The organism is Burkholderia cenocepacia (genome assembly GCF_900446215.1).
Lineage (GTDB): Bacteria > Pseudomonadota > Gammaproteobacteria > Burkholderiales > Burkholderiaceae > Burkholderia > Burkholderia cenocepacia.
In genome coordinates this window covers 22316-44194 of the sequence record NZ_UAQZ01000013.1, presented here as the reverse complement: position 1 = coordinate 44194, position 21879 = coordinate 22316, and the positions used below count along the sequence as shown (strand labels likewise).

The following is a 21879-nucleotide window of genomic DNA, read 5'->3' as shown; positions in this document are numbered from 1 at the left end:
CTGCCGCGTCCCCGTCGCGCGGCGTTCAGGTTGTCGTACCAGGTTTGGCGCGTCGCTCCGGTTGCGGGGCACGCGCCTTTTTTGCGTGAGCGTTGCGGCGAAACCGCACCGCGTGTGCCGGCGCAAGGCCGCCGCGGGCCGGCCGGCCGCGCGAGTTTGGTACGATGCAGCCTTTTCAGCCGAGCTCCACCCGCGTGAATCGCCGAAACGTGTCGTCAGTGCGTGCCTTGTGTGCCAGATGGGTCGCGCGCGCCCAACCCGTCGCGGCGGCCGCCGTCGCGCGGGCCAAGCCTCTCGCCGCCACCGCGTGGCACCATGTCCGCCACCCGACGCGCCGTGGCGTGCTGCTCACGGCCGCCGCCGTGCCGGCGCTGTTCGCGGGGTACGTGATCGTCCTCATTCCGTTCACGCCGGGGATCGGCGACATCCGCAAGGCGCGCGTCGACCAGCCCGCGCAGGTACTGTCCGCCGACGGCAAGCTGCTGGCCGAATTCAAGCCGTCGAACCGCGAATGGGTGCCGCTCAAGCAGATCTCGCCGCGCATGATCGACGCGCTGATCGCGACCGAGGATCACCGCTTCTACGAACACCACGGGCTGGACTGGAAGCGCACGGCGTCGGCCGCGCTGCATACGTTCTCGGGCAGCCGCCAGGGCGGCTCGACGATCACGCAGCAGCTCGCGCGCAACCTGTATCCGGACGAGATCGGCCGCGCGCCGACGCTCACGCGCAAGGTGAAGGAGGCGATCACCGCGCTGAAGATCGAGGCCGTCTACAGCAAGGACCAGATCCTCGAGACCTACCTGAACACGGTGCCGTTCCTGTACAACGCGTACGGCGTCGAGATGGCCGCGCGCACCTATTTCGACAAGTCGGCCGACGAACTCGACGTGCTCGACAGCGCGACGCTCGTCGGGATGCTGAAGGGCAACAGCTACTACAACCCGGTGCTGAACCCCGAGCGCGCGCTGCAGCGACGCAACACGGTGCTCGGCCAGATGGTCAAGTACGGCAAGCTGTCGCCGGCGCAGTTCGCGCAGTTGCAGCGCCGGCCGCTGCGCATCGACTTCGAGCGCCAGAAGGAGCCGCCCGGGCCGGCGCCGCATTTCGCGCAGCAGTTGCGCAAATGGCTGATCGCATGGGCCGACCGCAACGACTACAACATCTACTCGGACGGGCTGATCGTGCGCACGACGATCGACTCGCGGCTCCAGCAGATGGCGACGCAGGCGCTCACGTTGCAGGGCAATCAGCTGCAGGGCATCGCGAACAACGCGTGGAGCGGCCGCGACGGCTGCGGCACCGACAACGAGGTGTTTCGCACCTTCATGCGCGAATCGCCCGAGTACAAGGCCGCGCAGGAGGCCGGCAAGGACGACGCGGCCGCGATGAAGATGCTCGCGGCCGATCGCGGTTTCCTGCGTGCCTTGTGCAAGGCCAAGACCGACGTGCAGGCCGGCTTCCTCGCGATCGATCCGCGTGACGGGCAGATCCGCGCGTGGGTCGGCAGTCGCGACTTCACCCGCGAGCCGTTCGATCACGTCGCGCAGGCGCGGCGCCAGCCGGGCTCGACGTTCAAGCCGTTCGTCTATGGCGTCGCGTTCGCGAACGGGATGAAGCCGGAAGATACGTTCGTCGACCAGCCGGTCGAGATCCCGCTGAAGGGCGGCGAGATCTGGCGGCCGAACGACGACGTGCCGCCTACGGGCAAACCGATGACGCTGCGCGACGCGGTCGCGCTGTCGCGCAACCGGATCACCGCGCAGGTGATGGAGAAGGTCGGGCCGGGCGCCGTCGCGCGGCTGGCGCGCGACATGGGCGTGCGCGAAAGCCCGCTCGAACGCGTGCCGTCGCTCGCGCTCGGCACGAGCCCGGTCACGCTGAAGGAAATGGTCGCGTCGTACGCGACGATCGCGAACGGCGGGCTGTACGTCGAGCCGCAGATGGTGACGCGCATCGAGAATCGCCAGGGCGAGGTGCTCGCCGAATACGCACCGGCGCCGCCCGAGCGCGCGCTCGACGCCGAAACCGACAAGACGCTGCTCGACGTGATGCGCGACGTCGTGACGCGCGGCACGGGCGGCAGCATCCGCACGCGGTTCGGCATCCGCGGCGACGTGGCCGGCAAGACCGGCACCACGCAGGACAACGCGGACGGCTGGTTCATCCTGATGCAGCCGGGCCTCGTCGCCGGCGCGTGGGTCGGATTCGACGACGGCCGCGTGACGCTGCGCAGCGATTACTGGGGGCAGGGCGCGCACAGCGCGCTGCCGATCGTCGGCGATTTCTTCCAGCGCGCGCAGCGCGCCCGGATCGTCGATACCAAGGCGAAATTCGATACCGAACCGTCGCCGGGCTGGTTCGCGTCGCTGCGCGAGCGCGCGACCGACCTGTTCGATACGTGGTTCCCGCCCGAGCCGAAGAAGGCGCCCACGCCGGTCAGGACGCCGCGTGTCGAGCGCCCGGCCGAGGTCGACGAGGGCGCGGCGTCGGCAGCCTCCGCTGCGTCGGCGCCGGATGTCGCTTCCGGCGGCATCGTCGAGGAATGGGTGCCGGCGTCCGAAGTGGCCGCATCGGCCGCGGCGCTGTCGTCCGGCGCGTCGCAACTGCCTGCGCAGCCGCCGGCAGGCGCCAGTACGACGAGCGGAAGCAGCGCCGGTAGCGGCGCCGCGCCTTCCGCCGTGCCGCCGCCGCCGATGCCGGTGCCGGCTGCGCCCGATGCGACCGGCGCGTCGCAGTAACGAAGCCGTTCAGATTCCGCGCGATGCTGCCGTAATCAAGTTGTCACGACAGCTCGCGCGGTCGCTCCGCGCTTCTCCGATGCTGCTTTCCACCGATTACGTCGTGCTCGCACGCGACGATCTTTCCGCCGAGATCCCGCTCGGCTTCGACCTCTACGACGCAGACGGCGCCGCGCTGCTGCCGGCCGGCACGACGCTGCGCGACCCGGCTCAGCACGCTTTCCTGTTCGACCATTTCCGCCCCGTGCGCCGGCGCGAGGACGCCGACACCGGTCCGCGCGGGTCGGCGACGGCGGCCGCGCCCGCCACGCGCATGGGCTTGTCGGCGGGCGCCGCGATCGGCATCCGCCGCCGGGTCGGCACGACGCGCGCGCTGCAGCGCTGCCGGCTGATCGGCGTCGGCGCGGCGGGTGCGCTGTTCGTCGAGCCGCAGCCCGCCACCGTGCTCGATTTCGCCCGCGGCGACGACGTCGAAGCAGTGGCGATCGGCCGGGCCGCGGTATCGCGTTTCGGCGCGACGGTCGAATCGGTGCAGGTGTCGGGCGCCGCGCCGTTCATGGTCCTGTCGCCGCCAGGGTTCGTCGACCGGCTGCGCACGCGCGCGGAGCCGCGCCTGCCGGTGCGCATCGCGGCCTGCTGCAGCGGCGGAGCGGAAGGGACGGAAGGCATCGGGGTGGTGCACGACATCAGCCTGAACGGGCTGTCGATCGCCGTCGACCGGCCGATCGCAGCGACCGGCGAGCCGTTGCGCGTGCTGCTTCCGTACGAAACCGGCGGTCGCATCGAGCGGCTGGCGCTCGATGGCACCGTGCGGGCCGTGCATGCCGACCCGGCGCCGCCCGCGCTGACGCTCCATCGTGCGGCGTTCGGCGACATCGATGCCGACGACCTGATTCGCCTCAAGGCGCTGCTGTTCGACAGGCAGATGGCGTCGGCGGATACCGATCGCCTGCGTTGAACGCGCGACCCGCGCGTGCCGGCTGCCGTATCGCGGCATTCGGTGCACGAACGCCGATAATCGTCTGACGAAACGACTTATTCCCGCTCGATTGTACGGTTTCGGTCAACAGTGAATTTGCGATTTAAGTATTTACCCTGATAGCCGCGCCTCCTAGACTTCTACTCATGCGCAACGACCTCGAGTCCGAAGCGCCTGACAAAACAATCCTGGAGGTAACGCATCATGAAATCGCTGATCAAGGCAGTTGCACTGGCCGCCCTGGTGGCCGCACCGGTCGTCTCGTTCGCCCAATCGAACCAGCAGCCGCTGACCCGCGCGCAAGTGCGCGCCGAACTGGTCCAGCTCGAAAAGGCCGGCTACAACCCGAACGACTGGATCAACTACCCGGAAAACATCCAGGCCGCCCAGGCCAAGATCGCCGCCGCGCAGAATGCCGGCGCGCAAGCCGACGCCACCGGCTACGGTGCGAACCCGGTCGCGACGTCGCAGTCGGGCCAGCGTGCGGCCGTGCCGGCCGTGAGCGACCGCTCGTCGGTGTACTTCGGCCACTGAGCCGGTCGTTGCCGCGCGGCCCTCGACGGCCGCGATTGAAGCCGTATCGAGAAAGCCTGCACGCGTATCGCGTGCAGGCTTTTTTGCGTCTTCTTCATTGGGCGGCCCGATGCACGAGGTCGGCCGAATCGGTCGCGGATAGCCTGCGGCGCGCATGAGCGAAACGCCGGATGCCGATCGCCGCGGGATCCGCGCGATACCTTGGCGTGCATGATCACGTCACTCGCCGCGCCGCACCCCGCTGACAATCCGCCGCACGTGCGCTAGCATCGCGGTCGATGTCGCCGCGGCGCGTGGCGCGGCCCATTCATACGGGGCGCAGCAGGGCGTCGGGTTCCACACTTCAACGAACGACAAGGAGCATCCATGCGTGTCTTGACCGGTCTGCTGGGCTCGCTGGCGCTGGTGGCGAGCGTCGCCCATGCGCAGGCGAATTGTGCGGACGCGACGGATCAGGCGACGATGACGGCGTGTGCCGATCGCGCGTACAAGAAATCCGACGGGGAACTGAACCGGACTTACCAGGCCGTCACCGCGCGCCTGCGCGACGCGCGGCCGCTTGCCGACAAGCTCGTGAATGCGCAGCGCGCGTGGATCGCGTACCGCGACGCCGAATGCCGTTTCTCGAGCGCGAATGCCGAGGACGGCAGTGCATACCCGATGGTCGTATCGACCTGTCTCGACGATCTGACGAAAGCGCGCACCGACACCCTGAAGGGCTATCTGTCCTGCGAGGAAGGCGACCTCGCGTGCCCGGTGCCCGCGAAGTAACGATCACGCGCGGGCCCGACCGGGCCTGCACGACGCCGGCTCAGACGTCGTCCGTCTCGTCGAGCAGCTTGTGCCGCATCGCGTAGCGCACGAGCGCCGCTTCGTGCGGCATCTGCATCTTTTCCAGGATCCGGGTCTTGTAGGTGCTGACCGTCTTCGCGCTCACGCACAGCGCATTCGCGATCTCGGTCAGCGTCTGGCCGGCGGCGATCCGACGGAACACGTCGAATTCGCGGTCGGACAGCCGCTGGTGCGGCAGCGTTTCGGCCGGCTCGTTCAGGCTCTGCGCGAACTGCTCGGCCATCGCGAGGCTCACGTAGACACCGCCCGACGCCACTTTCGTGACCGCGCCGACCAGCTCCGCGCTCGCGCTTTCCTTCGTCAGATAGCCCGACGCGCCCGCGCGGAACGCCCGCACCGCGTATTGCTGCTCCGCGTGCATGGTGAGCACCAGCACGCGCAGCGCTGGCTTTTCGTCCTTGATCTGCTTGATCAGCTCGACGCCGTTGCGGCCGGGCATCGACAGGTCGAGCACGAGCACCTGCGCGGGCGTCGCACGCACCAGCGCGATCGTCGACGGGCCGTCGCAGGCTTCGCCGGCCACCTCGAATCCGGTGGCGTTCTGGAGGATGTGCCGCAGACCGTCGCGTACGAGCGTATGGTCGTCGGCGATGAGCACCTTGATCATGTGATGAGCGTGTCCTGTTGAACGGTGGCGAGCGGAAAGGCGACGGTAATCGAGAAGCCGCGCGCGAGCGCGGTGTCGATCGTCACGGTGCCGCCCAGCATGTGGGCGCGTTCGCGAATGCCGATCAGGCCGAACGATTTGTCCTCGTGGGCCGGGCCGCCGGGCGCCGCGCCGCGGCCGTTGTCCGCGACGCGCAGCACGCAAAAGCCTTCCTCGATGTCGAGCCGCAACGCCACGCGCGTCGCATCCGCATGGCGCGCGACGTTCGTCAGCGCTTCCTGGACGATGCGGAACAGCGTGGTCGCGCCCGCGCTGGTGAACGTGAGGCCGCCGGTTTCGATGTGGCGCTCGACATCGATCCCGTAGCGGTTCGTGAAATCGTTCGCGAGCCATTCGATCGCGGGCACGAGGCCGAGATCGTCGAGCATCACCGGCCGCAGGTCGGCCGCGATGCGCCGCACCGACGCGACCGTCGCGTCGATCAGCCGCCGCATGCCTTGCAGATGCGTCTGCACGCCTTCATCGGGTTGCGCGCGGCCGGGCATCCGCAATTGCTGCTCGACGACCGACAGGTCCATCTTCAATGCGGTGAGCTGTTGCCCGAGGTCGTCGTGCAGTTCGCGCGCGATACGGGTCTTTTCCTCCTCGCGCACGTTCTGCAGGTTCGCGGACAATTCGCGCAATTCCTCGCGCGATTGCTTCAACGCATTTTCGGCCCGTTGCCGCTCGGTGATGTCGCGCAGCATCACCGTATACAGCTTGCCCGACGCGTCGCGGATCTGCGAGATCGACGCTTCGATCGGGAATTCCTCGCCGTTGGCCCGCAGCCCGAACAGCACGCGCTGGCGGCCCATCTGCCGCTCGGACACGCCCGTCACGCCGAACTGGTCGACGTGCTTCGCGTGCGCGGCGCGGAACCGTTCGGGAATGAAGCGCGACAGCGGCGCGCCGATCGCTTCCATCGCGGACACGCCGAACACCTGTTCGGCCATCGGGTTGAAGATCACGACTGTCTGCTTCTCGTCGATCGTGATGATCGCTTCCATCGACGAACGGATGATGCCCATCATCCGCGCCTCGTTGAGGATGCCGCGGCTGCTTGCACCGGCGTCGGCGCGCCCGCGCAGCAACGCATGGACGAGCGCCGCGAACGCGAACGACGCGATCAGCCCGGCGGCGAGCACGGTGCCGGCCGCACGCTGCGCGCCGGTCGCGCTCGGCCGGCCGTCCGCGGAATAGGCGAGCGTCAGCGCGGTGCCGCCGAAATTCAGCACATCGGTGCGCCGCATCAGGTCGGGTGACGCCGATGCTTCGTCGGTCGTCGTCTCGACGCTGGCGATCGCGCGCGCATCGCCGCCGGCGGTCATCCACAGGTCGATTCCGCGCTCCGCATCGAGCGCCCGCTCGATCAGGCGCCGCGGGCTCAGCGCCGCGAACAGCATCCCGTCGGCGCCGCCTTCCCGCGTGCCGGAGGGCTTGGCGGCCGCCAGCGGCGAAGACGCCACGGGCAGGAACAGCGTCAGGGTACGGGCGTCGCGGGAAGTGTCGTCGTCGGCAGGGTGAACGCCGAGCGCGATATCGCCGGTGCGCAGCGCGCGCGTGAGCGGCGCCGCGTCGGACGCACCGAAGCGCACGACCGGCGAGTTCGAGACGGGCGCGCTGAGCGTCGCAGCCGCGAGCGGATCGGCCGGCAGCGGCTTCGCGCCGGCCAGCGCGGCGCGCGCCGCGGGCGTCAGCGGCGCATAGCCGATCTGCCGGACCGGCGAGCGGCCGCTGTCGAGATCGAGCGTCTCCGCATACCGGCGCCATTGGCCGGGCGTCATGTCCGGGACGAGGCCGAACGCGCCGCGCGCGCCTTCGAGCACGGCGACACCGGCCTGCAGTTCGTGGCGCAGCATCGCGGTCACGTGCGACGTGCGGCGTTCGAAACGTGTGTGAACGGCGCCTTGCCACTGCTCGCGCACCAGCAGCGCGACGCCGAGCGACAGCACGGCGCCCGCGCACAGCGCAACGACGCCGGCCGCGAACGGCTGGCGTAACATGGTCTGGAGGCGCGTGGGCCCTCGGGCGTCACGCGTCGGGGTTCCACTGGCGGTCATTCGATGGCCATTCTGTTATTCGGGCTACCCGGGGCACTCGGGCAGCGCGGCAAAACCGGGAAAACTCGCACCGGCTGCGTGCAACGACTATTTTCAAGATGAAATTGTGCGCGTTTTACACATTTTTTGTAATGGGGTCGGTTGAAATTGCGGCAAACGGCGTGGGGCAGCGGGCGCGCTTGACGCGCGTCAACGCGCGCGTCGGCACGTGGGGCAGACTGTTCGGCGGGCAAGCCGGCGCCGGGCCGGCTTGCGGTAACGGGTCGCGGCGGCGCAGTGCGCGACGCGCGCCCGGTCGGAGGGACGGACCATGTACAAGCGGATTTTCGTCGGGCTCGACGGCAGCCCGAGCGCGCGTCTCGCGCTGAACGAGGCGATCCGGATCGCGACGGCGTCCGGCGGCGAAGTGACTTGTGCGTACGTCGTCGAGCATCGGCCGCAGCTCGTCGACGTCGACGCCGGCTTCGCGGCCGAGCGCGACGGCGATGTCGCCGCGGCCGATGCCGCGACGCCGGTGCTCGACGATGCGAAAGCGGCGCTCGCGCGGCAGCATGTGCGCGGCACGGTGCGCGCGCTCGACGCGTACGGCGAGGACATCGCGACGGTGCTGATGCGCACGGCGGCCGAAGCCGACGCCGATCTGATCGTGATGGGCACGAGCGGGCGACACGGCCTGCGCAGGCTGTTGCTCGGCAGCGTGGCGGAATCGTTGCTGCGCGCGGCCGACCGGCCCGTGCTGCTGGTGCGGCATGGCGAGGCGGGGGCGTCGGCGGCCGCATGATCGACGACGGGCGGCACGGCGGCCGACGCGGCGCGTACATCCGCGGTCGGCCGAGCGCCGCGCGCCGGGCCGGCCGTCGGCGCGATCGATCCGGCGCGCGGCGCTGCCGATACGCTCGCCGATGCGCGATTGCGCGTCGACGGTTGCATCCCGGCACGCAGTTCTGGCAGCATCGGCCGGTGTCCGCTCGATCGCCGCGCGCATGGCCGCGGCGATCGACGCAGGGACATCCGGCGGCACCCGAGCGCGTGAATCGAGATCGGGCAGGCCGCCGGATGCCGGTTTCCTACCTTACCGACGTCATCTGCCATGCCGATTTCCGCCCCCGACCTGATTCGCCAGTTCGACCTGCAGCCGCATCCCGAAGGTGGCTATTTCCGTGAAACCTACCGCGCGACCGATTCGGTCGTGCGTCCGGCCGACGGCGCGCCCCGTGCCGCGTCGACCGCGATCTACTACCTGCTGTGCGACGGCGCATATTCGTCGTGGCACCGCATCCGCTCCGACGAGGTCTGGCATTTCTATGCGGGCGACCCAATCGAAGTGTGGGTGCTCGACGCGCGCGACGGGTTGACGATCCACCGGCTCGGCAATCCGCTCACGCATCCCGGCACCGTGTTCCAGGCGGTCGTGCCGGCCGGAAGCTGGTTCGGCGCGCGCTGCGCGTCGCCGCAGCACGTCGCGCTCGTCGGCTGCACGGTTGCGCCGGGGTTCGAGTTCGCGGAATTCGAGCTGGCCGATGCGGCCGCGCTGGCGGCCGAGTTTCCCGACTACGCGGAACACGTCGCCCAGCTCGCGCAGCGCTCCGACGCGTGACTGTCACGGGCGCGTCACGCCCGGCGCAAAGCCCGTGCCGACGGCCCGCGTTCCGCGCGGTCGAGGCCAAACCCGTTTAGAATGCGCATGATGCACCGGTCGGTCGCGGACGTGCCGCGGCAGCCGTTGCGCCGCCGTACCGACGGCCCCGTCGCGCGGCCTGCATGTCTTTCAGGAGCGCCGCCGTGTGGCACTTTCCCATTGCTATTCCATCGTCGCTCGGCCCGTGGGCCGTGTTCGCGAGCGTGTTGATCACGCAGCTCGGCGTGCCGGTGCCGGCCGTGCCGATGCTGATTCTCGGCGGCACGATGGCGGCGATGGGGCAGGCGTCCTGGGTCAGCATGTTCGCGGCGGCGATCGGCGCGACGATGCTGGCCGATTCGCTGTGGTTCTTCATGGGCCGCACGCGCGGCCGGCGTCTGCTGAACGGCCTCGTGCGCTTCTCGCTGTCGCTCGACACGACGCTGCGCTTCGCGCGTAACGTGTTCGAAAGATACGGCGCGCCGCTGCTCGTGCTGTCGAAATTCCTGCCGGGCCTCGGCCTCGTGTCGGCGCCGCTGCTCGGCACGACCGCGATCGGCATCGGCGTGTTCCTGTTCTGGGATCTGGCCGGCGCGTCGCTGTGGGCGGCGTTCTGGCTGATCGGCGGCGCGGCGATTCACGACCAGATCGTCCAGTTCGTGCTGTGGGTGCGCGCGAGCGGCGGCACGATCCTCGACGCGTTCCTCGCGATCTTCATCACGTTCCTGCTGTACCGCTGGGTGCGCCGCGTGCAGTTCCGCCGCTATCTCGCGCAGGTGCGCATTTCGCCGCCGCAGCTCGTCGAGATGATGACGTCCAGCGAACCGCCGCTGATCTTCGACGCGCGGCCCAAGGCGATTCGCGAACGCGAGCCGTACCGGATTGCGGGCGCGGTGCCGGTCGATCTCGATTCGCCCGATCTGCTCGATCCGGAAGTGCTGAAACGGCCGATCGTCGTCTATTGCGTGTGCCCGAACGAGGCGACCGCGAAGCGCCTGATCGCGAAGATGCAGCGCAAGAAGATGATCCACAACATCCGCGCGCTGAAGGGCGGCCTCGATGCGTGGGAAAAGCACGGTTATCCGGTCGAGCCGCTGCCGGCCGATCTGGATTCGTCGCGTTATTTCGTGCGGCCCGAGCAGGGCCGGCTCGACGGCGAATATACGGTGCGGGCGACGTTGTCGAAATAAATGCGCGCGCTGCGCCGCGCGCATTCGAATCCGATCACCGCTTTCACGCACCGCGATTTTCCCCAAAATCACCTGGCGTTAAATCGCCGATCCTCCCTATAATCCCGCCTGCATATTGCGTGCGCGAAATTGCGCACATTCGACGCGCGGTCGTTCGCGCCGAAAGCGATGGATCCCGTTGCCGCTCGCCACGCGCACAGCCGCGTCGCGCGGGCCGCTCGGGTGTATTCCGTGAAGGGCTCGATCCGTTTTTCCGGATTGTTCCGGGAAATTCGGATAATCCGCGGCAATTCCAACCGGATTGACGCGGTATCCGTGTCGTTTCTTATTCGGAAATCGACAGCGGCGATTATTTCGTTTTCGGCTGCCACACTCGGCATGAACGGGCGCGCCTTGTCATCGACACAATGACGGCGGCCCGCTCGCGGCTGCCAGGAGACGGATTTGAAACAACCAGAAGACCAGTTGCACCGCGGGCTGGAAGAACGGCACATCAACCTGATGGCGCTCGGCGCGACGATCGGCGTCGGCCTGTTCCTCGGCTCCGCCACCGCGATCCGAACGGCCGGCCCGGCCATCCTGCTGACCTACCTGCTGGGCGGCCTCGCGATCTTCCTGATCATGCGCGCGCTCGGCGAAATGGCGATCACCAACCCGGTCGCCGGCGCCTTCAGCCGCTATGCGCGCGACTACCTCGGCCCGCTCGCCGGGTACCTGACCGGCTGGACCTACTGGTTCGTGTGGATCGTCACCTGCATGGCGGAAATCACGGCGGTCGGCGTCTACATGCACATGTGGTTTCCCGGCGTGCCGAACTGGATCTGGGCGCTCGCGGCCCTGATGGCGATGGGCTCGGTGAACTTCATCGCGGTCAAGCTGTATGGCGAATTCGAATTCTGGTTCGCGCTGATCAAGATCGTCACGATCGTGCTGATGATCATCGGCGGCGGGCTGATGATCGCGTTCGGCATCGGCAACGGCGGCATCGCGACCGGCATCTCGAACCTGTGGTCGCACGGCGGCTTCATGCCGAACGGGATCAACGGCGTGATCGCCGCGCTGCCGATCGTGATGTTCGCGTATCTCGGCGTCGAGATGCTCGGCCTCACGGCCGGCGAGGCGCGCAACCCGGAGAAGTCGCTGACCAAGGCCGTGAACTCGGTGTTCTGGCGCGTGCTGATTTTCTACATCGGCGCGCTGTTCGTGATCATGTCGCTCTATCCGTGGGACCAGATCGGCACGCAGGGCAGCCCGTTCGTGATGACGTTCTCGCGGCTCGGCATTCCCGCCGCCGCCGGCATCATCAACTTCGTCGTGCTGACCGCGGCGCTGTCGTCGTGCAACAGCGGCCTGTTCAGCACCCGCGCGGATGCTCTACAACCTCGCGCAGCAAGGCCAGGCGCCGGCCGCGCTCGGTCGCGTGAACCGCAGCGGCGTGCCCGTGTACGGCGTGGCCGTGTCGGTCGCGCTGCTGCTGATCGGCGTGTTGCTCAACTATCTCGCGCCGCAGCACGTGTTCACGTGGCTCACGTCGGTGTCGACGTTCGGCGCGATCTGGACGTGGTGCGTGATCCTGATCGCGCAGATGCGTTTTCGCCGCACGCTGTCGGCCGACAAGATCGCGCGCCTGCCGATTCGCGTGCCGTTCTATCCGCTCGGTTCGTTCGTCGCGCTCGGGTTTCTCGCGCTGGTCGTCGTGCTGATGGCGTTCACGCCCGATACGCGCGTCGCGCTCGTGATCGGGCCGGTGTGGATCGTGCTGCTCGGCATCGCGTACGCGCTGTTCTACGCGAACCGTCCGGCCGCATCGATGCCGACGAAGTCGTAAGCCGGCGCGGGCAGGGTGCCGCGCGATCGTTGATCGCGATCATGCACGCGCGGGCCGGACGGCCTATGCTGAACGAACGCATTGCTTGTCCGCGCTTCGCGTGGCATCCGCCGATCCCTGCGACCGCGGCGGCTGTCCGGCCGCCGCGCGCCGCTGCCGCGCGAAGCGCCCGTCGTCGTTCAGCGACGACGTGCACGCACGGAGGCCTTCGCCATGCAGCCTGCCCAGCCCATCCCGACGCTCGCGCGGATCGCGCTGGCCGTCGACCCGACGCCCGAATCGCTGACCGCCGCGCGCTACGTGCGTACGCTGCTGAGCCCCGGCATGCGATTGCGCATCATTTGCGCGATCGACAATCCGCGCCTCGTGTTGCCCGACATTCCGCGCATCGATGCGCTGCTGACGTCCGCGCGCGAGGACATGACGCGCGAAGCGCACGCCACCTGCGAGCGGATCGCGGCGCTGTTCGCCGACAACGGCATCGACGTCGAACAGACGGTCGTCGATACGTCGGTCACGGGCGGCTCGGTGGCGGACGCACTGGTGAACGATACGTCGACGTGGCATGCGGACGTGCTGGTGATCGGCGCGAATCCGCATCACGGGCTGTTGCGGCTCGTCGAAGGCGCGATGTCGGACACGCTGACGAAACGCGCGCGCTGCGCGCTGCTGATCGTGCCGGGCACCTATGCGCGGCCGTCGGACGGCGCGCTGCAGCGGCTGATGTTCGCGGTCGACGGCAGCGAGCCGTCGCTGCACGCGGTGCGCGTCGGGCTCGGCTTCGCGGCGCCGACGACGTTGCTGTATGCGGCGTACGTGATCGATCGCGCGGTTCGTCTGACCGATGTCGTGCCCGTGCGCGCGCTCGAGGATGCGTACCGCGCGGAGGGCGAGGATGCGCTCGCGAAGATCGGCCCGCTGTTCCATGCGACCGGCAATCCGACCAAGCGCGGCATCGTCGAAACGCGCCCGACCAGCGACGACGTGGCCCATGCGCTGATGCGCGATGCCGTGCACTGGCGCGCGGAGTTGCTGGTGGTCGGCACGCATGGCCGTCGCGGCATCGCCGCCTGGCTGATCGGCAGCGTCGCGCGGCGCGTCGCGCATCTCGCGCAGGTGCCCGTGTTGCTGGTGCGTGGCGCGGACTGAATCGCGCGTCATCGCGACCGAAGCGGGTTTGGATTGACCTGCATCAGAAACGCGACGCACATCGCGTGAGACAGTGATGGAACATCCGGCGACGCGGCGGGTTGGTCGTGCAGTCGCGACGGCAACCGCGCCGGCATGCGAGTGACGATCACCGTCGCACGCGCCGCCGTCACATCATTTTCGGGAGCCGCGCCACGTGTTCGTCCGGCGCGTCATCCGACCGGGAACTCTCTGGCACGAGGGTAGGCAACCGACGGTTGCCTTGGAGGACGGGCGGGGTGCAAGTCACCCCGTCCGCTTTCCGCCTGGCCCCGTCGAATTCACTTTCCCGCAGGAATGGTTTTGAACGCGGCCGCGTCGAGCGGCGCGTCATCGCGCGGTCGCTTCGGCACGGACCACGGCGAACCTGGAAGCCTGCACGGCAGCGCGCGGGCATGGCAGTCGCCTCGTGCCGTGCGTCGGTGACGCGCTCAGATCAGAGGATACGAAGAACCGATCGCAGGTCGTGCCGGCGGCCCGCGCCGCGCCGTACCCGCGAATGCGGATGAGCGACACGGAGCGGCGCGCATGCGCTGCACGTGCGGCTGCGCAGACGATTCGCATGCGGCCAGCCCGGGCGCGCCTTGCGACGCGGCTCGGACACGGCCGGCGCGTCGGCTTCGGTTCGCGCGCTGAGCGCCGCGGCGAACCGCTGCAGCGCGAGAACCGACCCCACGACGCTCTGATACTTCTCGCGGCCGATCTGCCCGTCGAGCGTGACGAGCAACCCGGCCTCGCGGGCGAGCGCGAGCAGGGTGTCGAGATCGTCGGACGGACGGTTGCCGGCCGACGCGGCCCGGGCGGGCAGGGCGCGCGCGTTGCCCGACGCGCGCCGCTGGCCGTCCCGGCCCGGCAAGTTGCGATGTGCCATGATTGGTCTCCTGCGCGGAACCCCGCGTGCCGGCTCGATGGCCAGCTGAGCGATGTTCCGGTATGAACGCCTGGTTCATGTGATCAGTATCGTGCGGCGACGGTGCGCTGCCAAGCGGCGCGCGCTGAAGTCGCTGTCAGGAAAATGCGCGACGCGTATCGGAATCCGCTGACACGCACGGCAGTCGACCGGCCGGGCCGGCAGGTTCGTTCGACGAATGGGCGGCACACGCGGGGCGCCGCTTGACGCATGATTTCGGCCGGTCTAAGTTCGCGTCTGCATCGGCGTCGCGCGCGTTTCACCTGCCGCCCGTCGTCAGTGCCGCGCCCCGGGGTGGCGTGGCAGGGCTTCCAGTCTCGTTCGCGGGCCACGTGCACCGCGAACCCCGCGCGGGGTCGGTTCGGAAACGGATCGGCGCGGCGGCACGCAACGTGCCGTTGATCACGCGCAAACACGTGCCGGCGCATCGTACGCCGCGTATCTGTCTAGTCTTTAAGCTTCCAGTACCGTCATCTTTTCGTTCCTCGTCCGTCAGGAGTCCGTCGATGTCCAAGGACAATTTGCTCGATTCACTCAAGGAAGCCGCCGAACAGCGTGCGATCGGCGCGGATCAGCTGCGCGCGATGCTCGACGACGAAGTGCGCGCGCTGTCGTCCGGTGCGCGCGTGCACGACTACATCCACGTGTTCGCAATCCGCAACCTGCGCGAGCGGATGCGCCAGAAGGACGAGTTCGACCGCGACACCCGCGCCGACGCAGCGCCCGCGGACGCCGATCCGCGCCCGAGCCATCGGCTGTAACGCGCGGCGGCCGGGCGCCGCACCGGCATGCCGCATGCCCGTCGGCGCCGGCCATCCTGACGATCCGCCGACAGTCGCCGGCGCCTTTCGTCATACGTTTCACTGAATTGTCACAACGACCTCAAGTAAGCGGCGCGATTGCCGTTTACCCGGTGAATTCGTCCACCGGGCGTTCGCGCTCCCTTACCGAGTCGTTGCCATGTTCTCGTCCATTCGCGCCCGCATTCTCGCCGCGTGCGTCGCCATCGTCGTATTCGCGCTCGTCGCCACGACCCTGATCAACTATTTCATCGCACGCTCGTACAACGACGACGCGATCGACCGCAACCTGACCTCCGTCGCCAGCGGTCACGTGGTCGGGATCGCCGACTGGGTCGCGACCCGCAGCCGGATGATCGCGTCGCTGCAGGATGCCGCGCTGACCCCCGATCCGCTGCCGGTGTTCAAGCAGATGGCCGCGGCCGGCGGCTTCACCAACGTCTACGCCGGCTACGCCGACAAGGCGTTCCACTTCTCCGATCCGACCGGCATCCCGCCCGACTACGACCCGACCGGCCGCCCGTGGTACAAGCAGGCCGCGCAGGCCGGCAAGCCGGTCGTCACGCCGCCGTACGTCGATGCCGGCACCGGCAACCTCGTCGTCACGTTCGCGGTGCCGATCCTGCGCGACGGCGCGCTGAAGGGCGTCGTCGCCGCGGACGTGTCGATGGACAGCGTGATCGCCAACGTCAAGTCGATCCGCCCGACGCCGGCGAGCTTCGGGATGCTGATCGACAGCAGCGGCCACGTGGTCGCGCACCCGGACGCGAAGCTCACGCTGAAGCCGGTCGCCGACGTCTCGCCCGAACTCGGCTCGCTGGGCGTGGCGTCGATCGCGGCGGCGAATGCGCCGGTCGAGGTCGGCGTCGGCGGCGACGCGAAGCTGGTGCGCGCGAAACCGGTGCCGGGCACCGACTGGTACGCGCTGGTGCTGCTCGACAAGACCGAAGCGACGGCCGGGATGCGTTCGCTGCTGACCGCGTCGCTGATCACGCTGATCGTGATCGTCGGCGTGGCGTCGCTGATCATCGGCGCGATCACCGCAACCGCGTTCCGCCGCCTGTCGCAGGTGCGCCAGGCGATGGCCGCGATCGGCTCGGGCGCCGGCGACCTGACGCAGCGCCTGCCGGCCGACGGCCGCGACGAAGTCGCCGACATCGCGCGCTCGTTCAACAGCTTCGTCGACAAGCTGAACCACGTGATGCGCCAGATCCGCGACGCCAGCGAATCGGTGCGCACGGCCGCGAACGAGATCGCGGCGGGCAACCAGGACCTGTCGTCGCGGACCGAATCGGCGGCGGCAAGCCTCGAGCAAACCGCCGCGTCGATGGAAGAGATCACCGCGACCGTCGGTCAGTCGGCGGCGGCCGCGAGCCAGGCCGACGAACGCGCGGCGGCCGCGTCGCGGATCGCGTCGCACGGCGGCGTGGTCGTGTCGGACGTGGTCGCGACGATGGGGAAGATCGAGGAGGCGTCGGGCCGGATCGGCGACATCATCGGCGTGATCGACGGGATCGCGTTCCAGACCAACATCCTCGCGCTGAACGCGGCCGTCGAAGCGGCCCGCGCGGGCGAACAGGGCCGCGGCTTCGCGGTCGTCGCACAGGAAGTGCGCAGCCTCGCGCAGCGCAGCGCGCAAGCCGCGCGCGAAGTGAAGGTGCTGGTCGAATCGACGGTCGCGAGCGTGTCGGCCGGGTCCGGCCAGGTACGCCAGGCCGGCGACACGATGCGCGAGATCGTGTCCAACGTGTCGAACGTGACGACCATCATCTCCGAGATCACGCACGCGGCGAACGAGCAGACGCGCGGCATCCAGGAAGTGAACCGCGCGGTCACGCAGCTCGACGAAATGGTGCAGCAGAACGCGGCGCTCGTCGAACAGTCGACCGCTGCGGCCACCGCGCTGCAGTCGCAGGCGAACGCGCTGGCGACGACGGTCGGCCAGTTCAAGGTCGCCTGACGCAGCGGCGGCTCGCGGGCTGCGCCGCTCACGAACCGTCCTGGTCGCGCATCAGCGCGAGCCGGTTGTAGAGCGTCTTCAGGCTGATGCCGAGGGCCTTGGCCGCGCGCGGCTTGTTGCCGTCGAAGTGACGCAGCGTCGCCGCGATGAAGTGTTGCTGCGCGTGGTGCAGCGTCGCGCCGAGCGGCAGCGCCATCGCGCCTTCCGACGTGCTGTCGACGGCCGGCACCGGCTGCTTCGGCAGCGCGACCTCGATGCCTTCGTCCGACAGGATGTACGCGCGCTCGATCGTGTTGTGCAGCTCGCGCACGTTGCCGGGCCACGAATACGCGCGCAACGCGGCGATCGCCGCGTCGGTCAGCCGCTTGTGCGAGCGATGCCGTGCGTTCAGCGTGTCGACGAATTCCCGCGCGATCGTCTCGACGTCGCCGTCGCGCTGGCGCAGCGGCGGCACGTAGATCGCGAACGCGGCGAGCCGGTAGAACAGGTCCTCGCGCAACCGGCCGTCGCGCACGGCGTCGGCCGGATTGTGGCGGGTGGCCGACACGAACCGCACGTCGAGCGGAATCGATTCGGTGCCGCCCACCCGCACGATCGTGTTCGACTCGATCGCCCGCAGCAGCTTCACCTGCAGCGCCGCGGGCATCTCCGCGATCTCGTCGAGCAGCAGCGTGCCGCCGCGCGCGGCTTCGAAGAACCCTTCACGCTGCGTGACCGCGCCGGTAAAGCTGCCTTTCTCGTGCCCGAACAATTGCGCCTCGGCCAGGTCAGGCGGAATCGCGCCGCAGTTCATCGGCACGAACGGGCCGTCGCGCCGGGCGCTCAGATCGTGCAGCCGACGCGCGACGATATCCTTGCCGACCCCGCTTTCGCCGGCAATCATCACGCTCGCGCGGGTCGGCGCGATTTTCTCGATACGGCCGAGCAGCGTGCGCATCGCGGCGGACCGGCCGGACAGCCGGCGGTCGTCTGCGCGCTGCTTCGTCCGGTTGGCGGATTCACCCATAGGCGTTCGCGGGCCGTTTTGAAAAACGGCATCACGTATCCCGTTGATTGCAATATTTATCATCGACAGCGAAACGACCACGAAGGTGCCGCTGAATAGGAATTTCCAATGCGGGCGAGCGGCACGAAAGGAATCGCCCATCGGTTTTCCGCGCATTCGGCGCGCGACGCTCCATCCGGTCGCTACCGGCGCTTTTTTACAGGAAGTCGATGAAAAAAGTGGCCGGCCGCACGGTGCGCCCGCGCGCGCCGTGAGATCGGCGACGACCTGATCGGCCACGGCCCCGAGCGGGCGCACGGTCCCGCCTGCCGTTGCCGCGAACCCGACTGCCAGCCCCGGCCAGGCACGCCGTTTGCTGACGCGTTCACGCTCGCCCGGCGCGTTCGACGGCATGCCGGATGGCCGACTGGCGGCATGCCCCGCACGACGGCAGCCGGTGCGATGCAAGGATGCAATGAGGACTCTGACCCGTGAGGTGTTGCGGCAGGGTGCATGGGTCGTGCTGGCCGTCGGGCTGGCGTCCGCGCTGCAGGCGTGGGCGATTCGGGCTGTCGGCCAGCACGCGCCCTTTGCGCCGCTGCCTTTCTACGCAGGCGTGGCGGCTGCCGCATGGCTGACGTCGTTCGCCGGCGGACTCGTCGCGACCGCCGCGAGCGTCGGCGTGATCGGCGCATTGTGGTGGCGCGACGCGCCGCTGGCGACGCTGCTGGCGCAAGCCGGCGCGTTCGTCGCGATCAGTTTCGTCGAATGCGTGCTGGTGACGGCCGTGAAGCCGCTGCTCGCGAACGATCGTCTGCGCGAGATCGATGACGACGACGGCGGCTCGTACCCGCCGCACCTCGAGCCGTCGTCCGTCGCGGCTGCGCCCGACGACGGGCTGCTGCGCCGCGTGGTCGACGCGTCGCCCGATGCCATCGTCGGGACCGACGCCGCGCGCCGGATCACCAGCTGGAATCCGGCCGCGGCAAGCATCTTCGGCATCGATACGACCCAGGCGAACGGACGGGACATCGTCACGATGATCGCGCCGCGCTGGTTGCGCCGGCATCCGGTGCCCGCATCGTTCGCGGACCTGCGCGCGCCGGTCGGGCCGCTCGACGTACTGTGCGTGCGCCCTGACGGCGGCCGTTTTCGCGCTACGTTCGCCGCGTCGCCGATCGTCGACGCGCAGGGCAACTGCACGGGCCTGTCATTGACGCTGCGCGAAGCGGGCGAACGCCGCCGCGACGAACGCCACCACCTCCGTTCGCTGCGCGGCGCCCGCGACGCGCGCGTACAGGCCGACGCGTCGAACCGGCTGAAGGACGAGCTGCTGGCGACGGTGTCGCACGAACTGCGCACGCCGCTGAACGTGATCTACGGCTGGGTCGAGGTACTGCGCAATGCCGACGGGCCGGGTTTCGTGCAGCAGGCGGTCGCCGCGATCGATCGCAGCGCACGGTCGTTGTCGCACATGGTCGCCGACCTGCTCGACGCATCGTCGCTCGCGACCGGCCGGCTGCGCCTCGAGCGCGTGCCGGTCGATCTCGTGCGGATCGTGCGCGACGCCGCGCGTGAACTCGACGCGACCGCGCAGGCGAACGGGCTCGTGCTGTCGACGGAATACGCGATGCCCGCCTGCGTGATTCCGGCGGACGGCGAACGCCTGCGTCAGGTCCTGTCCAACCTGCTGTCGAATGCGATCAAGTTCACGCCGCCGGGTGGCCGCATCAACGTTTCGCTGACGCGCGCGGGCGAACGCGTGCGGCTGTCGGTCTCCGACACCGGACAAGGCATTGCACCGGAACGCCTGCCGCATCTGTTCGAGACGTTCAGCCGGCCGGAAGGCGCGTTCACGTCGCCCAAGCGCGGCCTCGGGCTCGGCCTGTCGATCGTGCGCAATATCGCGCAGCTGCACGGCGGCGAGGTCGTCGCGACGAGCGCGGGCGCCGGGCGCGGAACGACCGTCACGGTGACGCTGCCGGCCGGCTGGGACGCCGACGATCCGGTGGGGCAGACGTCGCGCGCGCGAGGCGCTCCCGATACGGTCGCGCTCGACGGCCAGCGCGTGCTGGTGGTCGACGACGACGCAACGTCGCGGACCAGCCTCGCGGCGGCGCTCAAGACGATGGGCGCACAGGTATCGACCGCGCGTTCGGGGCACGATGCGCTCGCGGCGGTGGAGCGGCAGCAGCCGAGCGTCGTGCTGTCGGATCTCGCGATGCCGGACGGCGACGGCTACTGGCTGCTCGACCAGATCCGGCATTTGCCGAACGGCGGCGGGCATCTGCCGGTCGTGGCGGTGACCGCGCACGCCGGCACGGCCGACCGGCGTCGCGTGATGGCCGCCGGGTTCGATGCGTATCTGTGCAAGCCGGTCGACATGCCGACGCTCGCGAGCGTGATCGTCGACGTCGTACCGGACGACGCCGGCGACGGGAAGCCGCGCGACCGATAGCGGCGAGCACGCGGCCCGGCCGGCCGGCCCCCTGGCCACTCGGCCGCATACGAAAAGGAGACGCGATGGACGCAACGGAAAGCATGCGGCGCGACGGCGGCTGCCGCCGGCCTGCACGCGGCCGACGCAGGACGCCGGTCGTGCCGATCGCGAGCATACTGATGCTGTCGTGTGCATGGATCGCGACACCCCGCCACGCAGCCGCCGAGGAGGGCACGCGTGCGAAGCTCGCGAGCCAGGCGTCGGCCGTCGGGGGCCAGATCCGCGATGCGACGCTCGCGTCCCGCGTCCGGGCCGCGCTCGTCGCCGAACGCGGGCTGGCTTCCGCGGACATCGACGTGCAGGTTCACGATCGCGTGGTCGAACTGACGGGCAACGTGCCCGACGAGCGGCAACGCGCGACCGCGATCCGCGTCGCGCACGACGTCGACGGCGTGAGCGGCGTGCGCGACAAGCTGCAGATCCGCCGGAAGTAACGTGATGCGCGGGCCAGCGCCGGGCCGACCGGGCGTCGCACGCCCGCGGCCCTGCGCGTCACCGGGCAGGAGGTTCGACATGGACACCATCATCGCGGGCCGTTTCTCGCGGCTCGAACAGGCGGAACGCTGCGCGGAACAGTTGCGCGGCCACGCCATGCATCGGGACGACGTGAAGGTCTTCTTTCTCAATCCGCCCGGACAGCACGCGCTGTTCTGGCTCGGCGGCGACGTCTATGCGGACTCCGCCGCGCGGCCGGGCGGCCTCGGCGCGCTGGAAGGCGTGGCCATCGGTGCGGTCGTCGGGCTCGCCGGGGCCGCGCTGCTCTATCTGGTCGGGCTTCATTCGCCGCTCGCGTGGATCGGGGTGCCGCTCGTCGGCGGCTATGTCGGCGCGTTGTGCGGCGCGCTCGGCCGGATGCGCGGCGATGCGCCGGAGGGGCATGGCGCGCTCAAGCAATGCGAGAACGGCGTCGTGCTGGCCGCGCACGTGACGCGGCGCACGATCACGTTCGCCGAGCGGACGATGCTCGCGGCCGGCGCGCTGTCGGTCGAGCGTACCGAGGGCGCGTGGCACAACGGCGCGTGGACCGATTTCTTCACGTCGGCCCATCGTCCCGCGTGACGGCAAACCGGGCGGCCGGCCCGCTCCGT

Annotated in this window: 18 protein-coding genes and 1 pseudogene; 15 read left to right on the top strand and 4 right to left on the bottom strand. The window is 69.4% G+C overall.

The window, feature by feature from the left end; translation table 11 throughout:
* Positions 1–164: 164 nt before the first annotated feature.
* The 4 genes from DTA15_RS22770 to DTA15_RS22755 all read left to right on the top strand — a co-directional run bounded on the left by DTA15_RS22770 (position 165) and on the right by DTA15_RS22755 (position 5025).
* A complete protein-coding gene (locus tag DTA15_RS22770) occupies positions 165–2741 on the top strand; it encodes a penicillin-binding protein 1A (protein ID WP_034178415.1) in 2577 nt (858 codons plus the stop codon).
* Positions 2742–2820: 79 nt separating this feature from the next.
* A complete protein-coding gene (locus DTA15_RS22765) occupies positions 2821–3699 on the top strand; it encodes a PilZ domain-containing protein (protein ID WP_020979615.1) in 879 nt (292 codons plus the stop codon).
* 225 nt (positions 3700–3924) lie between these two features.
* Entirely contained in the window at positions 3925–4254 is a 330-nt protein-coding gene (locus DTA15_RS22760) for a DUF4148 domain-containing protein (RefSeq protein ID WP_006483709.1), read from the top strand.
* A 366-nt stretch (positions 4255–4620) separates the two neighbouring features.
* The gene (locus DTA15_RS22755) at positions 4621–5025 is read left to right on the top strand and encodes a lysozyme inhibitor LprI family protein (RefSeq protein ID WP_006483706.1); all 405 of its coding nucleotides are present in this window, start codon (positions 4621–4623) and stop codon (positions 5023–5025) included.
* A gap of 40 nt (positions 5026–5065) precedes the next feature.
* Here the strand turns inward: DTA15_RS22755 and DTA15_RS22750 are convergent, their stop codons facing one another.
* Together DTA15_RS22750 and DTA15_RS22745 are read right to left on the bottom strand one after the other, a co-directional pair.
* Positions 5066–5713 carry a response regulator gene (locus tag DTA15_RS22750; protein ID WP_006483707.1) on the bottom strand — a complete coding sequence of 216 codons (648 nt, stop codon included), beginning with the start codon at positions 5711–5713 and terminating at the stop codon, positions 5066–5068.
* Entirely contained in the window at positions 5710–7812 is a 2103-nt protein-coding gene (locus tag DTA15_RS22745) for a PAS domain-containing sensor histidine kinase (protein WP_012493327.1), read from the bottom strand. The genes DTA15_RS22750 and DTA15_RS22745 overlap by 4 nt, the downstream gene beginning before the upstream one ends.
* Before the next feature lie 310 nt (positions 7813–8122).
* On the opposite strand from DTA15_RS22745, the gene DTA15_RS22740 reads away from it, so the two are divergent.
* From DTA15_RS22740 to DTA15_RS22715, 6 genes and pseudogenes are all read left to right on the top strand, one after another.
* On the top strand, positions 8123–8593 hold the full coding sequence (locus tag DTA15_RS22740; protein ID WP_006491557.1) for a universal stress protein: 471 nt from the start codon (positions 8123–8125) through the stop codon (positions 8591–8593).
* A gap of 309 nt (positions 8594–8902) precedes the next feature.
* Positions 8903–9409 (top strand): cupin domain-containing protein, encoded by a 507-nt coding sequence (locus DTA15_RS22735; RefSeq protein WP_006485821.1) that lies wholly within the window; start codon positions 8903–8905, stop codon positions 9407–9409.
* A gap of 185 nt (positions 9410–9594) precedes the next feature.
* Positions 9595–10620 carry a DedA family protein/thiosulfate sulfurtransferase GlpE gene (locus DTA15_RS22730; RefSeq protein ID WP_006485817.1) on the top strand — a complete coding sequence of 342 codons (1026 nt, stop codon included), beginning with the start codon at positions 9595–9597 and terminating at the stop codon, positions 10618–10620.
* A 168-nt stretch (positions 10621–10788) separates the two neighbouring features.
* On the top strand, positions 10789–11031 hold the full coding sequence (locus DTA15_RS22725; protein WP_077176092.1) for a hypothetical protein: 243 nt from the start codon (positions 10789–10791) through the stop codon (positions 11029–11031).
* Between the two features lie 33 nt (positions 11032–11064).
* Positions 11065–12448: pseudogene (locus DTA15_RS22720) on the top strand (amino acid permease).
* Between the two features lie 213 nt (positions 12449–12661).
* Positions 12662–13597: a universal stress protein gene (locus DTA15_RS22715; protein ID WP_006485822.1), complete on the top strand. Its 936-nt coding sequence runs from the start codon at positions 12662–12664 to the stop codon at positions 13595–13597.
* 475 nt (positions 13598–14072) lie between these two features.
* On the opposite strand, the gene DTA15_RS22710 is transcribed toward DTA15_RS22715, so the two are convergent.
* A complete protein-coding gene (locus DTA15_RS22710) occupies positions 14073–14507 on the bottom strand; it encodes a hypothetical protein (protein ID WP_006492218.1) in 435 nt (144 codons plus the stop codon).
* Between the two features lie 545 nt (positions 14508–15052).
* Between DTA15_RS22710 and DTA15_RS22705 the strand changes: the two genes are divergently transcribed.
* On the top strand, positions 15053–15307 hold the full coding sequence (locus DTA15_RS22705) for a DUF3562 domain-containing protein (protein WP_006491227.1): 255 nt from the start codon (positions 15053–15055) through the stop codon (positions 15305–15307).
* 199 nt (positions 15308–15506) lie between these two features.
* A complete protein-coding gene (locus DTA15_RS22700; protein WP_006491225.1) occupies positions 15507–17306 on the top strand; it encodes a methyl-accepting chemotaxis protein in 1800 nt (599 codons plus the stop codon).
* A gap of 28 nt (positions 17307–17334) precedes the next feature.
* On the opposite strand, the gene DTA15_RS22695 is transcribed toward DTA15_RS22700, so the two are convergent.
* Entirely contained in the window at positions 17335–18375 is a 1041-nt protein-coding gene (locus DTA15_RS22695) for a sigma-54 interaction domain-containing protein (RefSeq protein WP_034178300.1), read from the bottom strand.
* A 391-nt stretch (positions 18376–18766) separates the two neighbouring features.
* Here DTA15_RS22695 and DTA15_RS22690 point away from each other — a divergent pair, with 391 nt between their 5' ends.
* From DTA15_RS22690 to DTA15_RS22680, 3 genes are all read left to right on the top strand, one after another.
* On the top strand, positions 18767–20749 hold the full coding sequence (locus DTA15_RS22690) for a hybrid sensor histidine kinase/response regulator (RefSeq protein ID WP_012493329.1): 1983 nt from the start codon (positions 18767–18769) through the stop codon (positions 20747–20749).
* Between the two features lie 65 nt (positions 20750–20814).
* Entirely contained in the window at positions 20815–21225 is a 411-nt protein-coding gene (locus DTA15_RS22685; RefSeq protein WP_006491223.1) for a BON domain-containing protein, read from the top strand.
* Positions 21226–21304: 79 nt separating this feature from the next.
* A complete protein-coding gene (locus DTA15_RS22680; protein WP_006491228.1) occupies positions 21305–21850 on the top strand; it encodes a hypothetical protein in 546 nt (181 codons plus the stop codon).
* The last annotated feature ends 29 nt before the right edge of the window (positions 21851–21879 follow it).

Excerpts from the sequence above, each read along its gene's own strand:
- DTA15_RS22770 (WP_034178415.1), top strand. The coding sequence starts at position 165 with ATGCAGCCTTTTCAGCCGAGCTCCACCCGCGTGAATCGCCGAAACGTG.
- DTA15_RS22765 (WP_020979615.1), top strand. The coding sequence starts at position 2,821 with ATGCTGCTTTCCACCGATTACGTCGTGCTCGCACGCGACGATCTTTCC.
- DTA15_RS22760 (WP_006483709.1), top strand. The coding sequence starts at position 3,925 with ATGAAATCGCTGATCAAGGCAGTTGCACTGGCCGCCCTGGTGGCCGCA.
- DTA15_RS22755 (WP_006483706.1), top strand. The coding sequence starts at position 4,621 with ATGCGTGTCTTGACCGGTCTGCTGGGCTCGCTGGCGCTGGTGGCGAGC.
- DTA15_RS22750 (WP_006483707.1), bottom strand. The coding sequence starts at position 5,713 with ATGATCAAGGTGCTCATCGCCGACGACCATACGCTCGTACGCGACGGT.
- DTA15_RS22745 (WP_012493327.1), bottom strand. The coding sequence starts at position 7,812 with ATGACCGCCAGTGGAACCCCGACGCGTGACGCCCGAGGGCCCACGCGC.
- DTA15_RS22740 (WP_006491557.1), top strand. The coding sequence starts at position 8,123 with ATGTACAAGCGGATTTTCGTCGGGCTCGACGGCAGCCCGAGCGCGCGT.
- DTA15_RS22735 (WP_006485821.1), top strand. The coding sequence starts at position 8,903 with ATGCCGATTTCCGCCCCCGACCTGATTCGCCAGTTCGACCTGCAGCCG.
- DTA15_RS22725 (WP_077176092.1), top strand. The coding sequence starts at position 10,789 with ATGGATCCCGTTGCCGCTCGCCACGCGCACAGCCGCGTCGCGCGGGCC.
- DTA15_RS22715 (WP_006485822.1), top strand. The coding sequence starts at position 12,662 with ATGCAGCCTGCCCAGCCCATCCCGACGCTCGCGCGGATCGCGCTGGCC.
- DTA15_RS22710 (WP_006492218.1), bottom strand. The coding sequence starts at position 14,507 with ATGGCACATCGCAACTTGCCGGGCCGGGACGGCCAGCGGCGCGCGTCG.
- DTA15_RS22705 (WP_006491227.1), top strand. The coding sequence starts at position 15,053 with ATGTCCAAGGACAATTTGCTCGATTCACTCAAGGAAGCCGCCGAACAG.
- DTA15_RS22700 (WP_006491225.1), top strand. The coding sequence starts at position 15,507 with ATGTTCTCGTCCATTCGCGCCCGCATTCTCGCCGCGTGCGTCGCCATC.
- DTA15_RS22695 (WP_034178300.1), bottom strand. The coding sequence starts at position 18,375 with ATGATAAATATTGCAATCAACGGGATACGTGATGCCGTTTTTCAAAAC.
- DTA15_RS22690 (WP_012493329.1), top strand. The coding sequence starts at position 18,767 with ATGAGGACTCTGACCCGTGAGGTGTTGCGGCAGGGTGCATGGGTCGTG.
- DTA15_RS22685 (WP_006491223.1), top strand. The coding sequence starts at position 20,815 with ATGGACGCAACGGAAAGCATGCGGCGCGACGGCGGCTGCCGCCGGCCT.
- DTA15_RS22680 (WP_006491228.1), top strand. The coding sequence starts at position 21,305 with ATGGACACCATCATCGCGGGCCGTTTCTCGCGGCTCGAACAGGCGGAA.